The 18,127-nt window shown below is 53.6% G+C and carries 14 protein-coding genes and 1 pseudogene; 7 read left to right on the top strand and 8 right to left on the bottom strand.

Annotated elements, in window-relative coordinates; translation table 11 throughout:
* The first annotated feature begins 13 nt into the window (after window positions 1-13).
* From B9G99_RS08265 to B9G99_RS08250, 4 genes are read left to right on the top strand one after another with little or no spacing between them, the layout of a single operon-like run.
* Entirely contained in the window at window positions 14-1,303 is a 1,290-nt protein-coding gene (locus B9G99_RS08265; RefSeq protein ID WP_086621620.1) for a site-specific integrase, read from the top strand.
* On the top strand, window positions 1,296-3,026 hold the full coding sequence (locus B9G99_RS08260) for an integrase (protein ID WP_086621619.1): 1,731 nt from the start codon (window positions 1,296-1,298) through the stop codon (window positions 3,024-3,026). Before B9G99_RS08265 ends, B9G99_RS08260 begins: the two co-directional genes overlap by 8 nt.
* On the top strand, window positions 3,026-5,059 hold the full coding sequence (locus B9G99_RS17015) for a hypothetical protein (RefSeq protein WP_211329640.1): 2,034 nt from the start codon (window positions 3,026-3,028) through the stop codon (window positions 5,057-5,059). The genes B9G99_RS08260 and B9G99_RS17015 overlap by 1 nt, the downstream gene beginning before the upstream one ends.
* The gene (locus B9G99_RS08250; protein ID WP_086621618.1) at window positions 5,040-5,504 is read left to right on the top strand and encodes a hypothetical protein; all 465 of its coding nucleotides are present in this window, start codon (window positions 5,040-5,042) and stop codon (window positions 5,502-5,504) included. The genes B9G99_RS17015 and B9G99_RS08250 overlap by 20 nt, the downstream gene beginning before the upstream one ends.
* A gap of 259 nt (window positions 5,505-5,763) precedes the next feature.
* Here B9G99_RS08250 and B9G99_RS17010 read toward each other — a convergent pair.
* The 3 genes and pseudogenes from B9G99_RS17010 to B9G99_RS08230 all read right to left on the bottom strand — a co-directional run.
* Window positions 5,764-6,441, bottom strand: a pseudogene (locus B9G99_RS17010) (IS5 family transposase); the annotation flags it as partial.
* A gap of 76 nt (window positions 6,442-6,517) precedes the next feature.
* Window positions 6,518-8,050: an apolipoprotein N-acyltransferase gene (lnt, locus tag B9G99_RS08240; RefSeq protein WP_086621616.1), complete on the bottom strand. Its 1,533-nt coding sequence runs from the start codon at window positions 8,048-8,050 to the stop codon at window positions 6,518-6,520.
* A 312-nt stretch (window positions 8,051-8,362) separates the two neighbouring features.
* Window positions 8,363-10,549, bottom strand: a complete 2,187-nt coding sequence (locus B9G99_RS08230) for a heavy metal translocating P-type ATPase (RefSeq protein ID WP_086621615.1) — start codon at window positions 10,547-10,549, stop codon at window positions 8,363-8,365.
* A gap of 87 nt (window positions 10,550-10,636) precedes the next feature.
* Here B9G99_RS08230 and B9G99_RS08225 point away from each other — a divergent pair, with 87 nt between their 5' ends.
* Entirely contained in the window at window positions 10,637-11,095 is a 459-nt protein-coding gene (locus tag B9G99_RS08225) for a MerR family transcriptional regulator (RefSeq protein ID WP_086621614.1), read from the top strand.
* A gap of 29 nt (window positions 11,096-11,124) precedes the next feature.
* Here the strand turns inward: B9G99_RS08225 and B9G99_RS08220 are convergent, their stop codons facing one another.
* The 4 genes from B9G99_RS08220 to B9G99_RS08205 all read right to left on the bottom strand — a co-directional run bounded on the left by B9G99_RS08220 (window position 11,125) and on the right by B9G99_RS08205 (window position 14,313).
* A complete protein-coding gene (locus B9G99_RS08220; RefSeq protein ID WP_086621613.1) occupies window positions 11,125-11,907 on the bottom strand; it encodes a ZIP family metal transporter in 783 nt (260 codons plus the stop codon).
* 112 nt (window positions 11,908-12,019) lie between these two features.
* A complete protein-coding gene (locus B9G99_RS08215; RefSeq protein ID WP_147376579.1) occupies window positions 12,020-12,967 on the bottom strand; it encodes a M23 family metallopeptidase in 948 nt (315 codons plus the stop codon).
* Between the two features lie 41 nt (window positions 12,968-13,008).
* Entirely contained in the window at window positions 13,009-13,212 is a 204-nt protein-coding gene (locus B9G99_RS08210; RefSeq protein ID WP_086621611.1) for a DsbA family protein, read from the bottom strand.
* A 186-nt stretch (window positions 13,213-13,398) separates the two neighbouring features.
* Window positions 13,399-14,313, bottom strand: coding sequence for a cation diffusion facilitator family transporter (locus B9G99_RS08205; protein ID WP_086621610.1), 915 nt, complete (start codon window positions 14,311-14,313; stop codon window positions 13,399-13,401).
* Here B9G99_RS08205 and B9G99_RS08200 point away from each other — a divergent pair.
* Both B9G99_RS08200 and B9G99_RS08190 read left to right on the top strand, forming a co-directional pair.
* Window positions 14,293-15,507: a bile acid:sodium symporter family protein gene (locus B9G99_RS08200; protein WP_227875986.1), complete on the top strand. Its 1,215-nt coding sequence runs from the start codon at window positions 14,293-14,295 to the stop codon at window positions 15,505-15,507. The two genes, B9G99_RS08205 and B9G99_RS08200, sit on opposite strands and share 21 nt — an antisense overlap.
* 632 nt (window positions 15,508-16,139) lie before the next feature.
* A complete protein-coding gene (locus B9G99_RS08190; protein WP_227876003.1) occupies window positions 16,140-17,129 on the top strand; it encodes a DinB/UmuC family translesion DNA polymerase in 990 nt (329 codons plus the stop codon).
* A 72-nt stretch (window positions 17,130-17,201) separates the two neighbouring features.
* Here the strand turns inward: B9G99_RS08190 and B9G99_RS08185 are convergent, their stop codons facing one another.
* Complete coding sequence (locus B9G99_RS08185) at window positions 17,202-18,125, bottom strand: diguanylate cyclase domain-containing protein (RefSeq protein WP_086621607.1); 924 nt, start codon at window positions 18,123-18,125, stop codon at window positions 17,202-17,204.
* Between the last annotated feature and the right edge of the window lie 2 nt (window positions 18,126-18,127).

The following is an 18,127-nucleotide window of genomic DNA, read 5'->3' as shown; positions in this document are numbered from 1 at the left end:
CTCGGAGCAATGAATGGCGACGTTAGAACGCATTCACTTCGTACCCCACCACGTTGTATGCGGCGATAAATCTACCACTTACTCGCCCAGTAACAGTCAACCATCTATTGAAGGCTTGCCTCAGCTTTTCTGGGCAGACTGCATGCCCTGGAGGGAAGCAAACCTGTGGGCAGTAGAACGAGCAACAACTGGCAATGCTTCTCTAAAGACTGTTGTCAGCAACATGAATGGCCTGCTCAATTACGCCAAGTTCTTGGAATCTCATCATCTACATTGGTTTGAGTTTCCTGTTCGCAAAGCTGATCGATGCTTGGTGTTGTATCGGGGAGCGTTGATAAGGACGCGCGATGCGGGCCAGATCAGTCCATCAACAGCGTCCGAGTACATGCGCAATTGCGTCATGTTCTATCGATGGGTGAAACACAAGGAGCTTCTATCTCCTTCCCTTACCTTATGGCGGGATAAGCCCTACCTGGTTAAATACTTCGATCAGATCGGGTTCGAAAGAACAATAAGTGGAATCACGACCGATCTTGGCATCCCGAATCGTAAACGGTTTGGGCAGACACTTGAGGATGGATTACTTCCAGTTTCAGAGGCTGATCGCGACGCGATCATGAATTTTGCTGCACTGCATGCTACGCCTGAGCTTTATCTCATGCTGGCACTCGGTTTTTTCACTGGAATGCGGCTTGGGAGTATCTGTGATCTCAAGATCCAAACCCTTAAGCACGCTATCCCAGACCCTTCCGCTGAAGGGCTACTGCGCCTTGCGATAGGTCCAGGCGCCTCTCCATCGGTGCACACCAAGTTTGGTGTGACTGGCCAAATCTGGATTCCCGAAGCGTTGCTTGATCAGTTGCTTGAATATGGCAATGGATTGCGGCGGCTAAGAAGAGAGGCGAAAGCATCACCCGAACAGCGTGATCTGCTGTTCCTGACTCGATTTGGCAATGCTTACGGCAGACGTAGCACCGATCAGTCATCTGCAGTAAATGTTGAGATGTCAGCGTTTCGGGAGCGAGGATCAAAAGCAGGTTTACAAGCGCTTCGTAAATTTCGTTTCCACCAGTCACGTTGCACCTTCGGTACCGAATTGGCACGTCTGGGCCTTTCCAGTTGTACCGATGTCGCTATCGTAATTTCGATGGTCAGAGACGCACTACTTCATAGTCCCAGTTCGGAAGCGACTACTTTTAAATACATTCGATTTTTACAGGCATTGCCAGTCAAGCAAGCGCTCTCAAATAGCTTTATGGCGGCATTCAGTGGCATCGGCTCCGGGGTACCGCATCATGAGTAGCTGCACCGTTGATCTTACATTTACGATACTTGAGTACGGGATTCATGAGAGACCATGGGATCTCCGACCGCTGCTATACAGAGGCGGTGCTGCTGCAAAAACGAAGAAAGTTGACAGTCAGATCGATCAGGGCGAGCTCGGTCAACTATTACCAGAGCGCATCGAGTTGGTAATGCGGCTACACGAACACATGGCTGCCGACCTTGCTGGTGGCGGAAGCCGCTACTCGGCGCAAAATAAAATTGCTGCGTTGCGACGCTTCTTTGCCTGGAGCGATGCGACAGGAGAAAAACTTGATCTCGAAACGGTGTCCGATACCTTCATTCGTTGGACTGATCACTTACTACACCGTTATCGAGTCGAGCGCAGCTTTAGTGAAGGCACCCTATATGACCTTACCAGGCTCACCGCGACAATGCTTGACCGTGCGCTGGACCGCCAGGCGAGCTTGAGCAAAAGCACTCGTATTCGCAAGCCACGCAGCAAAGGCAAGGTGCATACTGCTAGAGCAGATAAACAGAATCTGCAAAGCACCTTCGAGTTCGGACATTTACTAGCTGATATATGCAACGCATTGACGTCAGAAACAATAAAGGGAGCGCTGCCGGTTTGTATCCCGTTACGCACCGGACAAGTCTTGGAACAATGGTCAGGACTGCCGCAACCGGAGAAAGCAGCGGCTCGACGTACCAGACCCCAATCCCGGGCGCAGATAGAAGCGTCAGCGGCAGCTCGTGCTGCCTGGCAGGAAGATCGAACCCTGCGAACTCGTTATCCTCTTGTCAATTTACGCATTGAAAGCGAGCTGCTGATATTCATTGCTCAGACCGGCATGAACCTGCAGCAAGCCCATACCATGCGAGTCGAGCATTTCCATTACGCCAGTCACCTAGACGGCTATCAGGTACGCACCTTTAAAAAGCGCCGCGACGGTGAAGTACTGTTCGAAATTTATGCCAATTACCGAAACTGGTTCGAAAATTATCTCGTGTGGCGCTCTGAATGGTTTTCCACCGAGCCAGATGATTTGCTATTTCCACTTGTGCGCATTGGAGGACGAATCACAGTAGAGCCGCCTCAATTCACGAGTCTTATGAATGTTTGCAGCAAAATCGGCATACAACTTGTAAGGCCAAGAAAAATGCGCGGAACGCGTATCAACTGGTTGCTTCGTGAGTCTCAGAATCCGGAACAGGTTGCAGAGATGGCTCAACACACGGTTGAAACGCTAATAAGGGTATATTCCGACCCGCATCCACAGACCGCCATGGCGGAGATTACACGCTTCCATCAAAAAACCGACCCATCCCTTTCTTCTCCCGCCCCAGGTCAATGTATATCGGCCAAACCTGAACTGCTAAGTGAAACTCCGCGGAATGCACCGCGTCCTGATTGCATAAATGCAGCTGGCTGTCTGTTTTGTGTGCAACATCGGGATATCGAAAGTGAAGATCATGTCTGGTCTCTCGGCAGCCTGCGTCACCTTAAATCACTCGAGCTGGCATGCTACCACCCGCCTAGTGCAGGAAGTCAGGTGGCGACAGAACATCCAGCCTTGCTTACGATCAAGCGTCTGACGGCCAAACTGCGTTTTTTTGAAGAAAGTAACAATATACGAAAGCTTTGGGTGGAAGAGATGAGTGCCCGTATCACAGAGGGTGATTATCATCCGGTCTGGGCAGGGTTCATTCGATTGGCAGAACTACGACAACAATCAATATAATGCAAAATCCTCTTTCGCAATTTGGCCTTTCCATTGACTCGCCTCTGGCAGTTCCTGACGCGCCCAACTATCGTCCACCGTGTTGGCCACCGCAACGAGATTGGCCGGTCATCATTGATGCAGCTGGTCACATAGTGAGTCGTTGGGGTGATCCTATTTGGCGGCTTGATCCGTGGGCAGGAAAAGCGATTATCCTCAACTTCGGTGACGGCCCGATAAAAAAATATGCAGCCGTGATTAGTCCTGCGAATGCAGATTTGCTGCGAACCATTATCGGTTGGTGGTTGTATGGCCCGAATGGAGCACGCGGTGTCCGAGGTCTGAAAACCCGTTTCGATCAGATGCGTAAGCTGTTTGTTCTATGTACTCAAGAAGGCATTCTAGCGTCTGAGCTAAGTCAGTTTCCTCGAGTTTCAGATCAACTATCAAAAGTGCTTCAAATATCCCGATCAGGCGAATTTTTAGCACTATTAAGTGAACTTTATGAACGCCGCAATACTATAGGGTTCACTGTCCTTGATCGCGCAGGACTGGCGCGCCTTGCAGCATCCTTACCTGAACATCAGGTTAACCAGACCCCGTATATCCCACCTCGCATCTGGCATTACCAAGTTACACGCTTACGCGCATGCCTGGACGACTTTCTGGCTCATCAAGAGTCTGTAGAGGAGTGCTTCCGCTTCTGTGTGAACGCCTATAGGTCCAACTTCATAACCCCTCAAGGGCAAAAAAAGCCCAAGTCGTTTTATCCGCTTAGGTGGCCAACTGACGAAGCTAACGGCCAACAGACTGGACGTCAGTATTACGGTCAATTCATCGATACGGCCCGCCGGTTTGGTATCGCGGACCTTCTGGAACGCTGGACAGGCCGGAGCGACAGAGAGATCCGTGTCCAGACACTGACCAGCTACTTAAATCTCGTAAGCAGAGCCGGACTGGGCTATTTGTTGAACTTCAGTCTTATGCGAGTCGAAGAGGCCTGGAACCTCCGAACGAATTGCCTGCAAATAGAGAAGGATCCGTCCTTTGGTGATATTTATATCTTGCAAGGCTGCACGACTAAAACCATGTCTGACTCCCAAGCCCTTTGGGTAACCTCTCCCTCAGCCAGGGTAGCGGTTAAAGCCATGCAGGTTGTCGCTAACCTCCGTACAGAAAGTGCTTTGTCTGAGCCCAACGCACACCCAGAAACAAAAGCTACAGCCTCAGAATCGCGCTATCTAATTGGCTATGCAACTGAACCGTGGAGCAAAAGAGGGAGTAAAGCCAATCACTCTCTTCGTCCCGGGATTCCATACTTGGCAAGAGCACTTCAGCTATTCGACCCTGAGCAGATGCGTATTACCCAGAAAGATTTTGAGTTGGCACGTATGGTTACACCAACGTTATCTGATGAGTTCGCAGTTGGCAAAATATGGCCGTTGGCCTGGCACCAGCTGAGGCGAACCGGGGCAGTTAATATGCAGGCCTCGGGACTGGTCAGCGACGCCTCCCTGCAGTTTCAGCTCAAGCATGTCACCAGAGCGATGAGCCTCTATTATGGTCAGAACCACTCACGAGTGCGGCTGGACGAGAAAGCCCATACGCTTTATGTCCGTACCATGTACGAAGTTTTGGGACGACAACTGCAACAGCTTGCGAGTGACCGTTTTGTCAGCCCGCACGGTGAGAAGCGGAAATCCGAGATCGTGCGGCTAATCTCAGCTACTGATGCCAGGAAAGTGATCAATCTGGCCAAGAAAGGTATAGCATCTTATCGTTCTGTATTGCTTGGCATTTGCACCAGTAGAGCCCCTTGTCCCTATGGCGGTATCGACAATATCGCACATTGCGGTGGAGGCGATTCTCTTGAGCAGCCCAAGCCATGTGCGGACGTGCTGTATGACCCCGCGCAACTCAATGAAGTTGAAGCGTTGGAGGCAATTCTGGACGAGCGCCTGGCTACTGCCGAAGCAGAAAGTCCTCTGAGAGCTTCACTCGAAGCCCAGAAACGTAGTGTGGAGAACTATCGCCATGCCATCCAGCAAATGTAACTCTACTGGTTCAACCAAGCGTACGAGCGCCGAAGAGCAGTATCGCGCGGCGTTCGAGCGCCTAAAAAACAACAAGTCCGAACGACTGCCAAAGGGTACTCCTTTAAGTCAGAACAACGTTGCCAAAGAGGCCGGCAGTGACCCCTCTGCCTTGAAAAAAACGCGATTTCCTCTCTTGGTTGATGAAATCCAAAAGTACATTGAAGTGCATGCTGAGGAATACCCAAAATCTGCGCGTCAGGTCAGTTTATTGACTCGCAAGAAAAATCGTGGCTTTCGGGAGCGGATCGAGGAAATTACACGGCAACGAGATCACCTTGCAAGCCTGTTAAGTGAGGCCGATGCCAACATGCTTGAGCTGTATGACCGCATTGATGAGCTAGAACGGCAACTACCTACATCAAATGTCTTACCTATCGATCCACGAGGACGCAAAAAACTTTGAATCTGACACTCGGTAGTATTTCAGAAGAAGTCGCACTTTAGAGCGTTCGGAAAGCTCTTTACGGGATAGTTTTATGTGCCATTGCGCTCGTCAGGCCATCCAGTCGCATTGGCATTAACTACTCTCCACACCGATCCTTCGATGAAAGAGGCATGGCAGCCAAAGAATCGCCGCTTCATGCCGGTTCCAGCCAGCATCAATCGAACCAAAACCAACATGTCGGAAACGGTGATAGATCCGTCCAATGGAAGCACAGTGATCAGGTTCTGTCTGAAAAGTCGGCTCTCATGCATCGCTCGGCAGTCCAGCGACACCATGGCCCTGAGGCTGCTGGCCGGTTTGTCGTAACGGGTATTCAACCGACGTTTTCCTTCAGCCAGCCAAACAGGCGTTCCACCACGTTGCGCTGACGGTATTTTGGCCGGTCGAACTTATGCGGCAGACCCGACCGCGGGCGTCGATGCATGCGGCATCGCGGGATGAGATCGGACGCATGTCGTAACGTGTACAGTAGCGTCGCAGCACATCGCTGTTGTAGCCCTTGTCCGCCACGATGTAACGGCCGCATTTGCGAGGTCGACCCGAATGCCCCGGTAATCGAACCTTCTACAGCAGTTCGGTCAGGTGTATCGAATCGGCGCACTGGCCTGTGGAAAGGGAGAAGACAAGAGGAAAGCCGCGGCTGTCACACAGAAGATGTATCTTCGTGCCCAGACCGCCACGGCTACGGCCGAGGGTATGATCCGGTGGTTATACCGATGCCTTTTTTACCGGCACCGCTGGCTGATCGAGCCGCTCTGATGGATGTTGAATTCATCATTCAGGTGTCGATATCCATGATGCCGTCTTCACAAAGACGAAGGTGTAGGCGTGCCAGAATCCGATCGAAGATGCCGTCATCACGCCACTGTGGAAAGCGCTGATAGACGGTTGTCCATGCTGTCTGGGCCGGAGCGCATTATTCAGAGTAAATCCCGGGTGCGGCCAACCCATGGCATTATGGAAGTGATGCTTTAATGCTGTGGGCGCTCAGTGTGCCTCTTCTGCTTGAACAGGTTCAGTGGTAATAATCCAGGCAGCATCAGCAGGGCAGCGAGTATCCAGGCGGGCCAGCTACCGGTGCGAGTGAACGGGGTCAGGCCCTGCATAGGGGTTACCTCGCCAGTTAAACTGGTCTGTTCAAACTGTGGGGCGCGGGCAGTGACATGGCCCTGGGAGTCGATCATGGCCGTTACGCCATTACTGGTGGCACGAATCAGGTGACGGCCATTTTCCAAGGCGCGTAGACGCGCCATTTGAAGATGTTGGAGTGGGCCAATGGAACGCCCGAACCACGTATCGTTGGAAACCGTCAATAGCAGTTCTGCATTACGTGCCTGCCGGGCTACATGATCGGCAAAAATGATCTCATAGCAGATGGCATTGCCAATGATTGTCCCGGCTACGTGTAACGGTGCCTGTTTGTCTGATCCTGGGGCCATGCCTGGTGCTGGCAGGTCAAAAAAAGCGAGGGTGTCGGCGAGGAGGCTTTCTAGCGGCAGGTACTCGCCAAACGGTACCAGGTGGGCTTTTTGGTATTGGCCTTGTACGTTATTTAGACCGATAACGCTGTTGTAGGAGCGCCCTTCATTGTCGCGCTGCAAGATACCGGTAAGTAACGGGGTACCCGGCCCGAGATCAGACGATACTTGCTCGAGTATTCTTTGCGCTTCCTGCTCAAACATGGGAAGTGCTGCCTCAGGCCAAACGATGAGATCAGTCTGCCCTGATTGCTCCTGCGTCATCTTTGTGTAGATATTGATCGCCTCACGCTGGCCTTTGGCACTCCATTTGATGCGCTGGTCAAGATTCCCTTGCAACAACGTCACACGTACGGGGTCGCCAGCCGGGGTTGTCCATTGGGTAGGCAACAGGAAAGGAACGAGCCACAGCACGGCAATCGGGACAAGGCAACCCCAGCGGCGGCGTAGCATCTCTACCCCTAACGTGCCTGTCAGCGCAGTAAAGAGTGACAGCAAGTACACACCCCCAACGGGCGCCCAGGGGGCTAGTGGAGAATCTATCTGAGAGGTGCCCAGCAATAACCAGGGAAAGCCGGTAAACAACCAGGTGCGTAGCCATTCGCTAATCACCCAGACACCGGCAAAGCTGAGAAAGGCTAACCGTGGCCCCGTTATGCGTCGATAGAGCCCAAAGGGGATTGCAAAAAAGAGCGCCAGGGCGCTGACAAAAAGAGAGGTAAGGAGTATCGCTCCAAGGGCCCCCGTGCCACTGAAATCGTGAATAGCAACGAAGACCCATGACGTGCCGGAGCCGAACAGGCCTACTCCATAGCACCACCCGCGCAGGGTGGCCATCGCGGGCGTTAGTGTCTGTATCTTCCAATAGACCAGTGCCACGGCCACTGGGCCAAGCCACCACAGGAAGAAAGGGGCAGCACTCAAGGTGGTCAACACCCCGGCGGCTAGCGCTACAAGGCAATCGACTATTGGTGAGAGTCGCCCAGTAAAAAATGAATCTCTCTTCTCTTGCTTGACCGAGTCCATACTGTTACTCAAAGAGCTTAAAAGCAGGACGCTCACGCCATAACGTCATTGCGTACATCAATACACTTGTCAATAACGCTATATCGGCCATGTTAAAGGCGGGCCAATGCCATTCGCCCGGTAAACGTCCCGATAGTCGACGACGCGCCCTCGCGCCAAATGATTAACGGTATTACCAAGCGCGCGGCCGAGCATCAGGCTGTACGTACAGGCTTTCGACTGTGGTAGGGGTTTGCATGGCTGCACTACCAATCAAGCCAGCGAGGGTGAATCATGGCCAACGATGTGAAGGGCCGTCGTTTTGCGCTGCTTTCATGACGTTGTTTTCCCTTGAGACAGGCCTGTCAACGAGTTATCGGGCGAAAATCGGTAACCTAGCAGTCGCATGGCATTCAGCGTAACCAGGACGGTTGCACCGGTATCGGCCATCACCGCAATCCACATGCCGGTAATACCCAGAGCCGTGGTGACTAGAAAAATGGCTTTTAGGCCAAGGGCGAGAACGACGTTGGTTTTGACGTTGCGCAGCGTGGTTCGAGAGAGGTCTATCAGCTCGGCGATGCCGGTAACGCGATTCTTTAGCAAGGCCGCATCTGCCGTTTCCAGCGCCACATCCGTGCCGCCGCCCATGGCGATACCGACATCGGCTGCCGCGAGGGCCGGGGCATCGTTGATGCCATCGCCTACTTTACCGACGGGGCCACGGCCCGTCGCTTGCCAGTCACGAATATACTCTGCCTTGTCTTCAGGCATCAGTTCGCCATGCGCTTCAATGCCCAGGCGGTCTCCAGTGGCAGCGACGGTCCGTGTGTTATCACCGCTGAGCATCACGGCTTGCACACCCAACCGCGATAGCGCCGCCAGGCCCTCAAGGGCATCTTCGCGTGGTTCATCGCGAACAGCGATCAAGCCCAGTAGACGTTCGCCTTCGACGAGGATAGCAAGGCTCTTGCCGGCTTCTTCCAACTCGACAATCCGCGCACTGATACTTTCATCAAGCATGACTTGCCCATGAAGGTGACGAGGCGTTACCAAGCTTAGCTCGCGATCCTCCACCCGGCCTGAAACGCCGCGTCCCGCCAGAGCGCGGCTGCCGGTGGCCAGGGGGAGGGTCAGGCCCGACTGATGGGCATGATCGACGATCGCCGTAGCGATAGGATGACTGGAATCTCGCTCTATCGCGGCGGCAAGCCGTAATACGTTTTTATCGCCTTCCTCGATAGCCCAGGACTCAACATCCGTGACTTTTGGGGTACCCGCAGTGAGAGTGCCCGTCTTGTCTAGCGCTACCAGGCGAAGCTTGCCTAACTGTTCAAGAACGACACCGCCTTTGATCAGCAGGCCGCGCCGAGCGCCCGCCGAGAGCCCTGCGGCAATGGCGGCAGGGGTTGAAATCACCAGTGCGCAGGGGCATGCGATCAACAGCAATGCTAACGCCCGGTAAATCGACTCCGACCATGCCATGGTCGATACCAGCGGTGGCACTATCGCCATCAGTAGCGCGAGCAAGACGACGGCGGGCATATAGTAATAAGCAAAACGATCTATGAAGCGGGCTATGGGCGCCTTGGCAGCCTGCGCTTCCTCAACCAGACGGATGACACGCGCAATGGTGTTGTCATCTGCGCCTCGTGTTACCTCCACCTCCAGGGCGGCATCAAGGTTCACTGTGCCAGCAAAAATGTCATCACCTGGTGCGCGCGAACGGGGTATGGACTCACCGTTTACCGGCGATTCGTCCAGGTCTGACGTCCCCACCAAGATACGTCCATCACAGGGGACGCGATCCCCGGGACGCACCAGCACGCGCTGACCGGGTTCAAGCGATTCTGCCGAGACGTCACGCAGATCGCCATTGTCCATCAGTCTTGCGGTTGACGGCGTCAAGTTTGCCAAGGCTGAGATACTGCGTCGCGCCCGTGAAGCGGCTACTCCTTCGAGCAGCTCTCCCACGGCGAACAAGAACACGACCATTGCTGCTTCAGCAGCGGCATTGATGGCCAATGCGCCAAGCGCCGCAATGCACATCAGCATCTCGATGGTAAAAGGGTTGCGCATCTTGAGTGCGCCCCAGGCACTCTTCGCGATGGGCATCAAGCCGACCAGCGTGGCCAGAATGAAAGGGATATTACCCAACGAAGGCCATGCCAAACCAAGCACGAAGGCCACTACCAGCAGATTTCCTGTGATAATGACCAGGCGCCCTTTGGCGGTTTGCCACCAGGGAATTGAAGAGCTGGACGCCTGTTTGTGGTCATCATCGGAGACCACTTGGTAGCCTAGCTCGTTCAGAGTGCCTTCAATGGTTTTTTGCGAGGGGGGCCTGTGATCGTGGTGGTGAATCTTCACCGACCCCGTGACAGAGCTTGCCGTCACCTCCTCAATGCCGTCCAGTCGTTCCAGCGCAGACACTACCTTGCGCTCACAACCGCCGCAGTCCATGCCTTCGACACGCAGCGTCAAGACGGTAGGCTCTGCTGTCTGCGTTGATGTTTTCATGGAATCGCCCCTCCCATATGAACTATGGTTTCGAAGTGTAAACCTTGTAGCAACTACAGCTTCAAGCTCTTCGGAAGGAGTTTTACCATGTCGATGAGGGGGCAAAGTATCAGCATTGGTGAGTTGGCAAGGCGGGCCGATTGCAAACCTGAAACGGTTCGCTACTACGAGCGTATCGGGCTGTTGCGCGATGCGTCACGAACCGACGGAGGGCAGCGCCGTTATGGAGATGACACAGTTCGGCGTTTGAGTTTCATCCGCCATGCCCGAGACTTTGGCTTTTCGGTGGCCTCAGTGCGAGAGCTTTTGGCAATGTCAGATCAGCCTGACATGTCTTGCCAGGAAGTCGATGCCATTGCCACACATCATTTGAAAAAAGTAGAGTCTCGTCTTCAACGACTGTCTGCACTGCGTGAGGAGCTGCAACGCATGGTCACGCATTGTGCCGGAGGCAAAGTGGAAAGCTGCCGAATCATTGAAGTCATCAGTGATCATCAGCTCTGTATCACTGAAAACTCACATGGAGGGGCTCAAGACCTGGGTTAGAGCCCACGCTATTTTCCTCTTCCAACGCGTCAGACCAGCGAGACATCCAAAAACAGCATGAGCACCAATCCGATGGAAAGGCCCAGCGTGGCCTTTTTTTGGTGCCCGCTCCGATGAGTTTCGGGAATAATCTCGTGACTGATCACGTACAGCATCGCTCCGGCAGCAAAGGCCAATCCCCAGGGCAGTAACGTTTGTGACATGCTGACGACGCCAGTGCCCAACAAGCCACCCAATGGCTCAACAAGCCCCGTAAGGGCTGCAATCGTCCATGCCCGCCAACGTGAATAGCCCACGCCTAGCAGCGATACTGCTACGGCCAGCCCCTCCGGTGCATTCTGAAGTCCAATGCCAATCGCAAGTGGCATGCCTCCTTCGCTACCTCCTGCGCCAAAAGCCACGCCAACGGCGAGTCCTTCTGGCAGGTTGTGTATCGTAATCGCAATAATAAACAACCATATACGGCGTAGTGAGGCAGCCTCCGGCCCTTCTCGACCCTGATCGAAGTGCTCATGAGGCAAAAACTCGTTCAGTAGTGCTACCGTTCCCATTCCCAGCAAGATGGCAGCGCAGGCAATTGCCGCAGGTACAACGCTACCTCCATAGCGCAGCTCCGAGGCTTCCAGGGAAGGTATGATCAACGAAAAGAAAGAGGCCGCCAGCATGACACCAGCGGCGAACCCCAGCGCTAAATCCTGGACACCGCGATTGGGTGTTTTGGTGAACAAGACAGGAAACGCACCAATGGCCGTCATCAGGCCCGCCGCAAGGCTTGCCAATACACCCATGGTAACGGGAGAAACATCCTCCATAAATGTTACCTGTACAATGATGGATAGCTGATCAAAAAGCTCAGGCTCGATAAAGACAAAACCATATCTTCACATTATCCACACTTCATGCAAAGCCGTTGAACACGGGTGGTTATTGCTGGTTGAGCGAGATCAAGTCATAAATGGATGCAGTACCTATAGCCTGTTCCAGGCGAACTCTTGCCTCATAAAGTGAAGCCTCATACTCCTTTTGAGTCGGCTGTTCACCCAGCATGATGCGTTGGCCTTGATCAAGAGGGTCAAAAGGCTGGTTATTGACCCTCACTTCGTAATGCAGGTTGGGGCCCGTGGTGAGCCCAGATGAACCTACCTTTCCTAGCGACTCCCCCGCGTTGACTAAATCCCCAACCACTAGCTGTGGGGAAAATCGGCTAAGGTGTGTATAGCGACTGATCGCCCCCGTGTCGTGCTCCACCTCTATCACCTGCCCATACCCTCCCTGGCGACCCAGGAAGGATACGCGCCCGGGTGCGGTGGCGATGACCGGTGTTCCAGCCGGCGCAGCCAGGTCAATTCCATTATGAGGACGAACCCCTCCATACACAGGATGTCGCCGATTCCCGAAGCGAGACGTTAAGCGGGCACCAGGAACCGGTAATCGCAATGTGTCTAGCAGGATGTCATCCTGAAAGAATGCTACGCCTCCCTTTCTGGCGACCGGCCATATGATCTCTACAGGCTCTGCCTGATCAGGCAGAGCCACATAATTGAGGCGCGGTGGCCCAATGCGAGTGCCATCCTGGCGTCGATCTTCCTCCCACACTAACTGGATACGCTCACTGGCGGAAAACTCCACCGGAGCCTCCATAAATTCGCTTAGCAATGTTTCCAGTTTGGTGGCGAAACGCGTGGGAACTTCTTCTGCTGAAAAGGCTTCATAAAGGGTAGTCTCAATGACGACATCGCGCCCAATGATCAGGGTGTCAACGCCAGCCTGCATCGTGGTGCCTTCTTGCTCGCCAGCCGCCGGTAACCCGAGGGATACTGATTCAGCCGGCGGCAACGAAAGATGCGTTTGCCAATTGGCTTCGGCTAGCACGGGGTATAAGCCCACCAAACCTATTAACCACCAGCGCTGTATCACTGGCTATCCTTTTTCGTAGAGATCTTTTCTACTTTACTCTCGACGGTATCAATGAGCTCTTGCATACCAAAGGGATCTAAAGGTTCGCTATTGATGAAAAAGGTTGGTGTTTGGCGAATCTGATTGGTACTGACATCCGTCATGTTTTGGTCGATCACTGTTTGCACCTTAGCAGAAGTCAGTTGTTTTTCGGCGGCCATTCGATCAACCCCCCCTGGTAAGCAATATCGAGGATAGCGGATTCATCAAAATCGCCTTGTGAGGCCTATCGATTTTGGCGAGCTTTTTTCAGCCATGGTTGGAAAATCCGAGTTGAAAAATAGGCCAATCGCTATGGGATGAAGCCAATCTCTAAAAATATGATCTGGAGAACAAGCCTCTGTCTGTCACTCATGTCCATATAAGCTGGCATTTTGATGAGCGTGGTCACTATGCTCAAACTCCAGACTGGAATGAGCAATATTGAAGCGCATTTTTAGCTGTTCCTTGATCTCTGCCTTGACTGATTCAATCTGATGCCAGCCTATTTCTGTCAGGACCACGTGGCAGTCAAGGGCTGCCGTGTTTTCCTGCATCTGCCATAGATGCACATGGTGAATATTCTGGACACCCTCGACATCTTTTACGGTCTCAATGACTGACTGACCGTCAATGTCCGGGGGAGACCCCAGCATTAGCGTACGGATAGGGCCACCAATTTCAGAGAAAGCAAGGTAAAGGATATATAGCGCAATCCCTATCGTAATCGCGGGGTCTACCCAGCGCATGTCGTACAGTAAAATAAGTGATCCACCGATAATCACGGCAATGGAGGCAAACGCATCCGATAAGTTATGCAGAAAAAGGGCACGGATATTGACACTCTCTTTTTGCATTGACCAAGTAAGCACCGCAGTGAGGGCGTCGATGACAAGCGCGATGCCACCAATAATAACGATCGTCCAACCTTCTATCTCAGGGGGATTGATCATCCGCATAGCGCCTTCGTAAATCAAGTAGGCGCCAACAATAATCAGAGTGGTGTAGTTGATAAGTGCTGCCACTATCTCGATGCGGCCATAGCCAAAGGTCATGTGCGCATCGGCAGGCCGTCTGGCGATTTTACGAGCGGCAAAGGCAATGACCAACGCTGCCATGTCAGAAAAGTTATGTAACGCATCAGCGATCAGCGATAGGCTTCCAGCCATAATACCACCGACGATTTGAGCGATGGTTAAGAGTCCATTGGCCCAAATGGAGATGCTAACGCGCCGGTCGCCAGAAGCAGGATCAATGTGGGGATGATCATGATGATGTCCCATCTATTACCCTCTCTCGAATTATCCGTTCTTGTTACTATAAAACCTCTAGCAACTAAAGCTTCAACCCTTGAGCATTGTCTATTTGAACTGCTTGATCAGGAGGAGCGGCCCCAGCTCCCAAACGAGTCATGGCATGCTGGGCAGATAGTAATCATTGAGGCTTCTGCTAGAGCCTGGTTAAGCGACGGCTATGCAGCGCCTTGGGCTTGCGGTGCAGAAAGTGACCTTGTTTTGGGAGCACCATTCACTTCAACCGGTAACGTCAAAGCCACCATGAGCAGATTCATTTATTTTGTCGAGGCACACCTTGTCTGGTTTGTGATGGCTGTCGCGGGGGTAGGCTTATTCTTTCCAGCCACCGGAATAATGCTTGAGTCCGCGATTGGGCCATTGCTGGCGTTACTGATGTTGATCATCAGCCTCACGTTCGACGCACATGCAGTTCGCATCGTGTTCCGTAAGCCATCGCGCCAGTTGTTGGCCCTGGGACTAGTCTATGGGCCGATGTCGATTGCCGGGTGGCTGACTGGCCGTCTATTTTTTGGAAGCGGCTCGCTGGCTGCTGGCCAAACCTTGCTCGGCACTCTGCCTACGGATGTGTCATCTCCTCTTCTGGTACTGATGGCGAGAGGCAATGTGGCACTTGCCGCTGTTTTCAATGCGGTTAACACCGCGTTATGTCCGTTTATTGTTCCGTTCTTGTTTTTATGGCTCACCGGTATCCAGCTAGACGTTCCGCTTGGCTCAATTATTCTCGAATTAACGCTGATCGTGCTTGTCCCAACCATTATCGGTGTGAGCTTGCGAACAAGGTTTACGACTTTTTTTGCATGGCATGATTCAGCGTATGCAGGTATAGGGTCGATTCTGTATCTGCTGATCCTGCTCGCCATGGTAGGACCGAATGCCACCACGATCATTGGTTATGGCTGGTATGCATTTGTGATTGCGGGCGTGGCGCTGTGCCTTAATTTGATTGGGTACCTGGTAGGCATGGCCTCAAGGTTACTTACCTCCGATCGCAAAGAGATAATTACTTATCTTTTCACTGTCAGCAAAAAGGAATTCAGCATTGCCGCAGCATTTGTAGCTGCTTCTGGCTTACCATCTGAAATCGCGATCCCAGCTGCCTTTTTTGCTGTAATTCAGATGATCACCTCGCCCATCGCAGCGAAGATCCTCGTCCGTCACTGAAGGCTGGCAGCATTGGCTTATCGTCAGAAAAGCATATAGCACCTACACCAGTCACTGCGCGCAATACCGAGCTTGCGAAAAACATTCAGTACAGAGGTTTCGCAGGATATCTGTTCATTTTTGGATTTAGGGTGCTTGAAAGTATCAGCGCCGCCTAGGCAGCGTCCCACCAACTTTTGGACGCCCCCTTGAACGTGCCGCACGCTAGAGAGTACCTGGCGCAACCAGTGCTCAAATCGGCATTGGAACTCCATGAGATAGAACGTTTGATCTAAAACATGCACGCCAATAATGAACACTCCGCGAGTCGACCTAGTCTGTATATCAATGTAGACCCAGTAGGCCACTGCCGTTTCCAAATCGTCGTCTATTGCGAAAGGTTCGAGGCTGATCTTGGTCATTTTCTCTGGCCATCGCCTTTCTGGTGTCGACAGGAGTGAGGCAGAGCGCAATTTGTGGACAAAGCAAATATAAACGGTCAGTGAGTACAATTAAATTAATCGATATACCATGGACATAACCAGGCTATGTCGCATGAAAACGGCTTCTTTCCATGGACAGCCTGATGCTGTTTTGAATAGCGGTGTGACTTGGCGTAGAGCCATGTCCATAGTTAGTCTTCTTTCCTTTATATCGATGAAAGCTGGCTGGGATTTGAAGGCCTTGAGGTCTCAACGCTTGTTGCGCACTGCCATGGCCTGCGCCAGACGGTGTATCAATGGACCGGATTGCCGGTGTCAGTTGGCATCGCCCCGACCCGCACGCTGGCCAAGCTGGCCAACCGCCATGCCAAGCGTCACCCGGCAACCGGCGGCGTGTTCATGCTGGGCGGTATCGACAGCCCGGATACGCAGGCACTGCTGGCACGCACACCGGTGGGCGATATCTGGGGCGTCGGTGGGCGCGTAGCGGCGCGGCTGCATTCCATCGGAATAGACACAGCGCTGGCGCTGGCGCAGGCCCACCCGACCTGGATTCGACAGCAGTTTTCGGTGGTGCTCGAACGCACCGTTCGCGAACTGCGCGGCGTGAGCTGCATCGACATGAACGAGGCGTCTGACAGTCGAAAGATGATCATGACCAGCCGCTCGTTCGGCAGGGTGACCTCCAATCGTTATGACATCGAAGAGGCCGTGCGGGCGCACGCCTCAAGCAGTGCGCAGCGACTGAGGGCACAGCGAAGCCTTGCAGGCGCCGTGATGGTCATGCTGCGCACCAATCCACACATGTCTCATCTGGCGCAGGATCGTAACCGGGTCGTGTTGCCCTTGCCGCGCCCGACCGACAACACCTTCGAGATCGTGGCCACGGCCCAAAGGGCGCTGGCACGGCTCTGGAAACCCCGCCGCATTCTTTATCAAAAGTGTGGTGTTCAGCTCATGGATCTGCAGGATGTGGACGGCCAGCAGCTCGATGTCTTCCAGACCCCGCAGTCAGATGATGAGCGACAGCGCAGCGACCACCTGATGGCCACGCTGGATCAGCTCAATACGCGGTTTGGACGCAACACGGTCACGGTCGGCATGCAGCGCAGTGACGCCGACTGGCAGCTGCGCTGTGACTATCGCTCGAATCGATGGACCACGCGCTGGGGGGAGCTGCCCGTGGCCAGACTGACATGAAACGGCTCAGGAGATGATGACTGGCGACACGACCTGCGCCAGGTTCTGGAAAGGATCACAACGCAGGAGGCACTAACTGCCGGACCGAATACAGGCGCGCCCGGCCTGTTTGGCCTGATAAAGCTGCCGGTCGGCTGCTTCAAGCAATACCTGCGGACCGTCGATCGCGTTGGCTATCATCGTCGAGACCCCTATCGACACGGTCACCCGCTGCCCGATCTCGGAGGCCGAATGTTCCAGCTGGAGGGCCTGGACACAGGCCTGCATCCGTTCGGCCACCACCACTGCGCCCCTCAAGTGGGTATTGGGTAACAGGCAGACGAATTCCTCGCCGCCATAGCGCGCCAGCAAATCATAGGGACGGTTGACCGCGGCTTCCAGCGCACCGGCGACAGATCGCAGGCACGTATCGCCCCGCATATGGCCGTAATGGTCGTTGTAGCGCTTGAAATAGTCGATATCGATCATGAACGCCGAGAGTTCGGTCTTCTCGCGCAGACTCTGCCGCCAGATACGCGCCAGCTCCTCATCGAACCTGCGCCGGTTGGCAACGCCTGTAAGACCATCAAGCAGAGCAATTGAGCGCAGCATGTCGCTCTGATACTTGAGCGTCAGATGGGTATTGACCCGAGCTTTGACAATGACCGGATTGATCGGCTTGGCGATGAAGTCCACTGCACCGAGTTCCAGACCGAGCACCTCATCTTCTTCGGCGCCCTGGGCCGTCACGAAAATGATGGGGATATCACGGGTTTTAGGGTCCTTCTTGAGCCGACGACACACCTCGTGACCATCCATCCCCTCCATGTGCACATCGAGCAGGATCAAATCAGGCAAAACCTTCTGACAGGCTTCCAGAGCCTGCTCGCCGGACATGGCCATGAAAATGTCGCACTCTTCCCGAAACAGTTCATGCAGGGTCAGAATATTGATGCGCTGGTCATCGACCAGCAGCAGTTTTGGTTTTTCCTGTGGGCCTTTCATCCAATGGGGCATTC

The sequence above is a fragment of the Kushneria konosiri genome (assembly GCF_002155145.1).
In the GTDB taxonomy this organism is placed as follows: domain Bacteria; phylum Pseudomonadota; class Gammaproteobacteria; order Pseudomonadales; family Halomonadaceae; genus Kushneria; species Kushneria konosiri.
The sequence above is the reverse complement of the archived record's forward strand: the minus strand, read 5'-3'. Positions and strand labels throughout refer to the sequence as shown.

Excerpts from the sequence above, each read along its gene's own strand:
- B9G99_RS08265 (WP_086621620.1), top strand. The coding sequence starts at position 14 with ATGGCGACGTTAGAACGCATTCACTTCGTACCCCACCACGTTGTATGC.
- B9G99_RS08260 (WP_086621619.1), top strand. The coding sequence starts at position 1,296 with ATGAGTAGCTGCACCGTTGATCTTACATTTACGATACTTGAGTACGGG.
- B9G99_RS17015 (WP_211329640.1), top strand. The coding sequence starts at position 3,026 with ATGCAAAATCCTCTTTCGCAATTTGGCCTTTCCATTGACTCGCCTCTG.
- B9G99_RS08250 (WP_086621618.1), top strand. The coding sequence starts at position 5,040 with ATGCCATCCAGCAAATGTAACTCTACTGGTTCAACCAAGCGTACGAGC.
- lnt (WP_086621616.1), bottom strand. The coding sequence starts at position 8,050 with ATGGACTCGGTCAAGCAAGAGAAGAGAGATTCATTTTTTACTGGGCGA.
- B9G99_RS08230 (WP_086621615.1), bottom strand. The coding sequence starts at position 10,549 with ATGAAAACATCAACGCAGACAGCAGAGCCTACCGTCTTGACGCTGCGT.
- B9G99_RS08225 (WP_086621614.1), top strand. The coding sequence starts at position 10,637 with ATGTCGATGAGGGGGCAAAGTATCAGCATTGGTGAGTTGGCAAGGCGG.
- B9G99_RS08220 (WP_086621613.1), bottom strand. The coding sequence starts at position 11,907 with ATGGAGGATGTTTCTCCCGTTACCATGGGTGTATTGGCAAGCCTTGCG.
- B9G99_RS08210 (WP_086621611.1), bottom strand. The coding sequence starts at position 13,212 with ATGGCCGCCGAAAAACAACTGACTTCTGCTAAGGTGCAAACAGTGATC.
- B9G99_RS08200 (WP_227875986.1), top strand. The coding sequence starts at position 14,293 with ATGATCATGATGATGTCCCATCTATTACCCTCTCTCGAATTATCCGTT.
- B9G99_RS08205 (WP_086621610.1), bottom strand. The coding sequence starts at position 14,313 with ATGGGACATCATCATGATCATCCCCACATTGATCCTGCTTCTGGCGAC.
- B9G99_RS08185 (WP_086621607.1), bottom strand. The coding sequence starts at position 18,125 with ATGCCCCATTGGATGAAAGGCCCACAGGAAAAACCAAAACTGCTGCTG.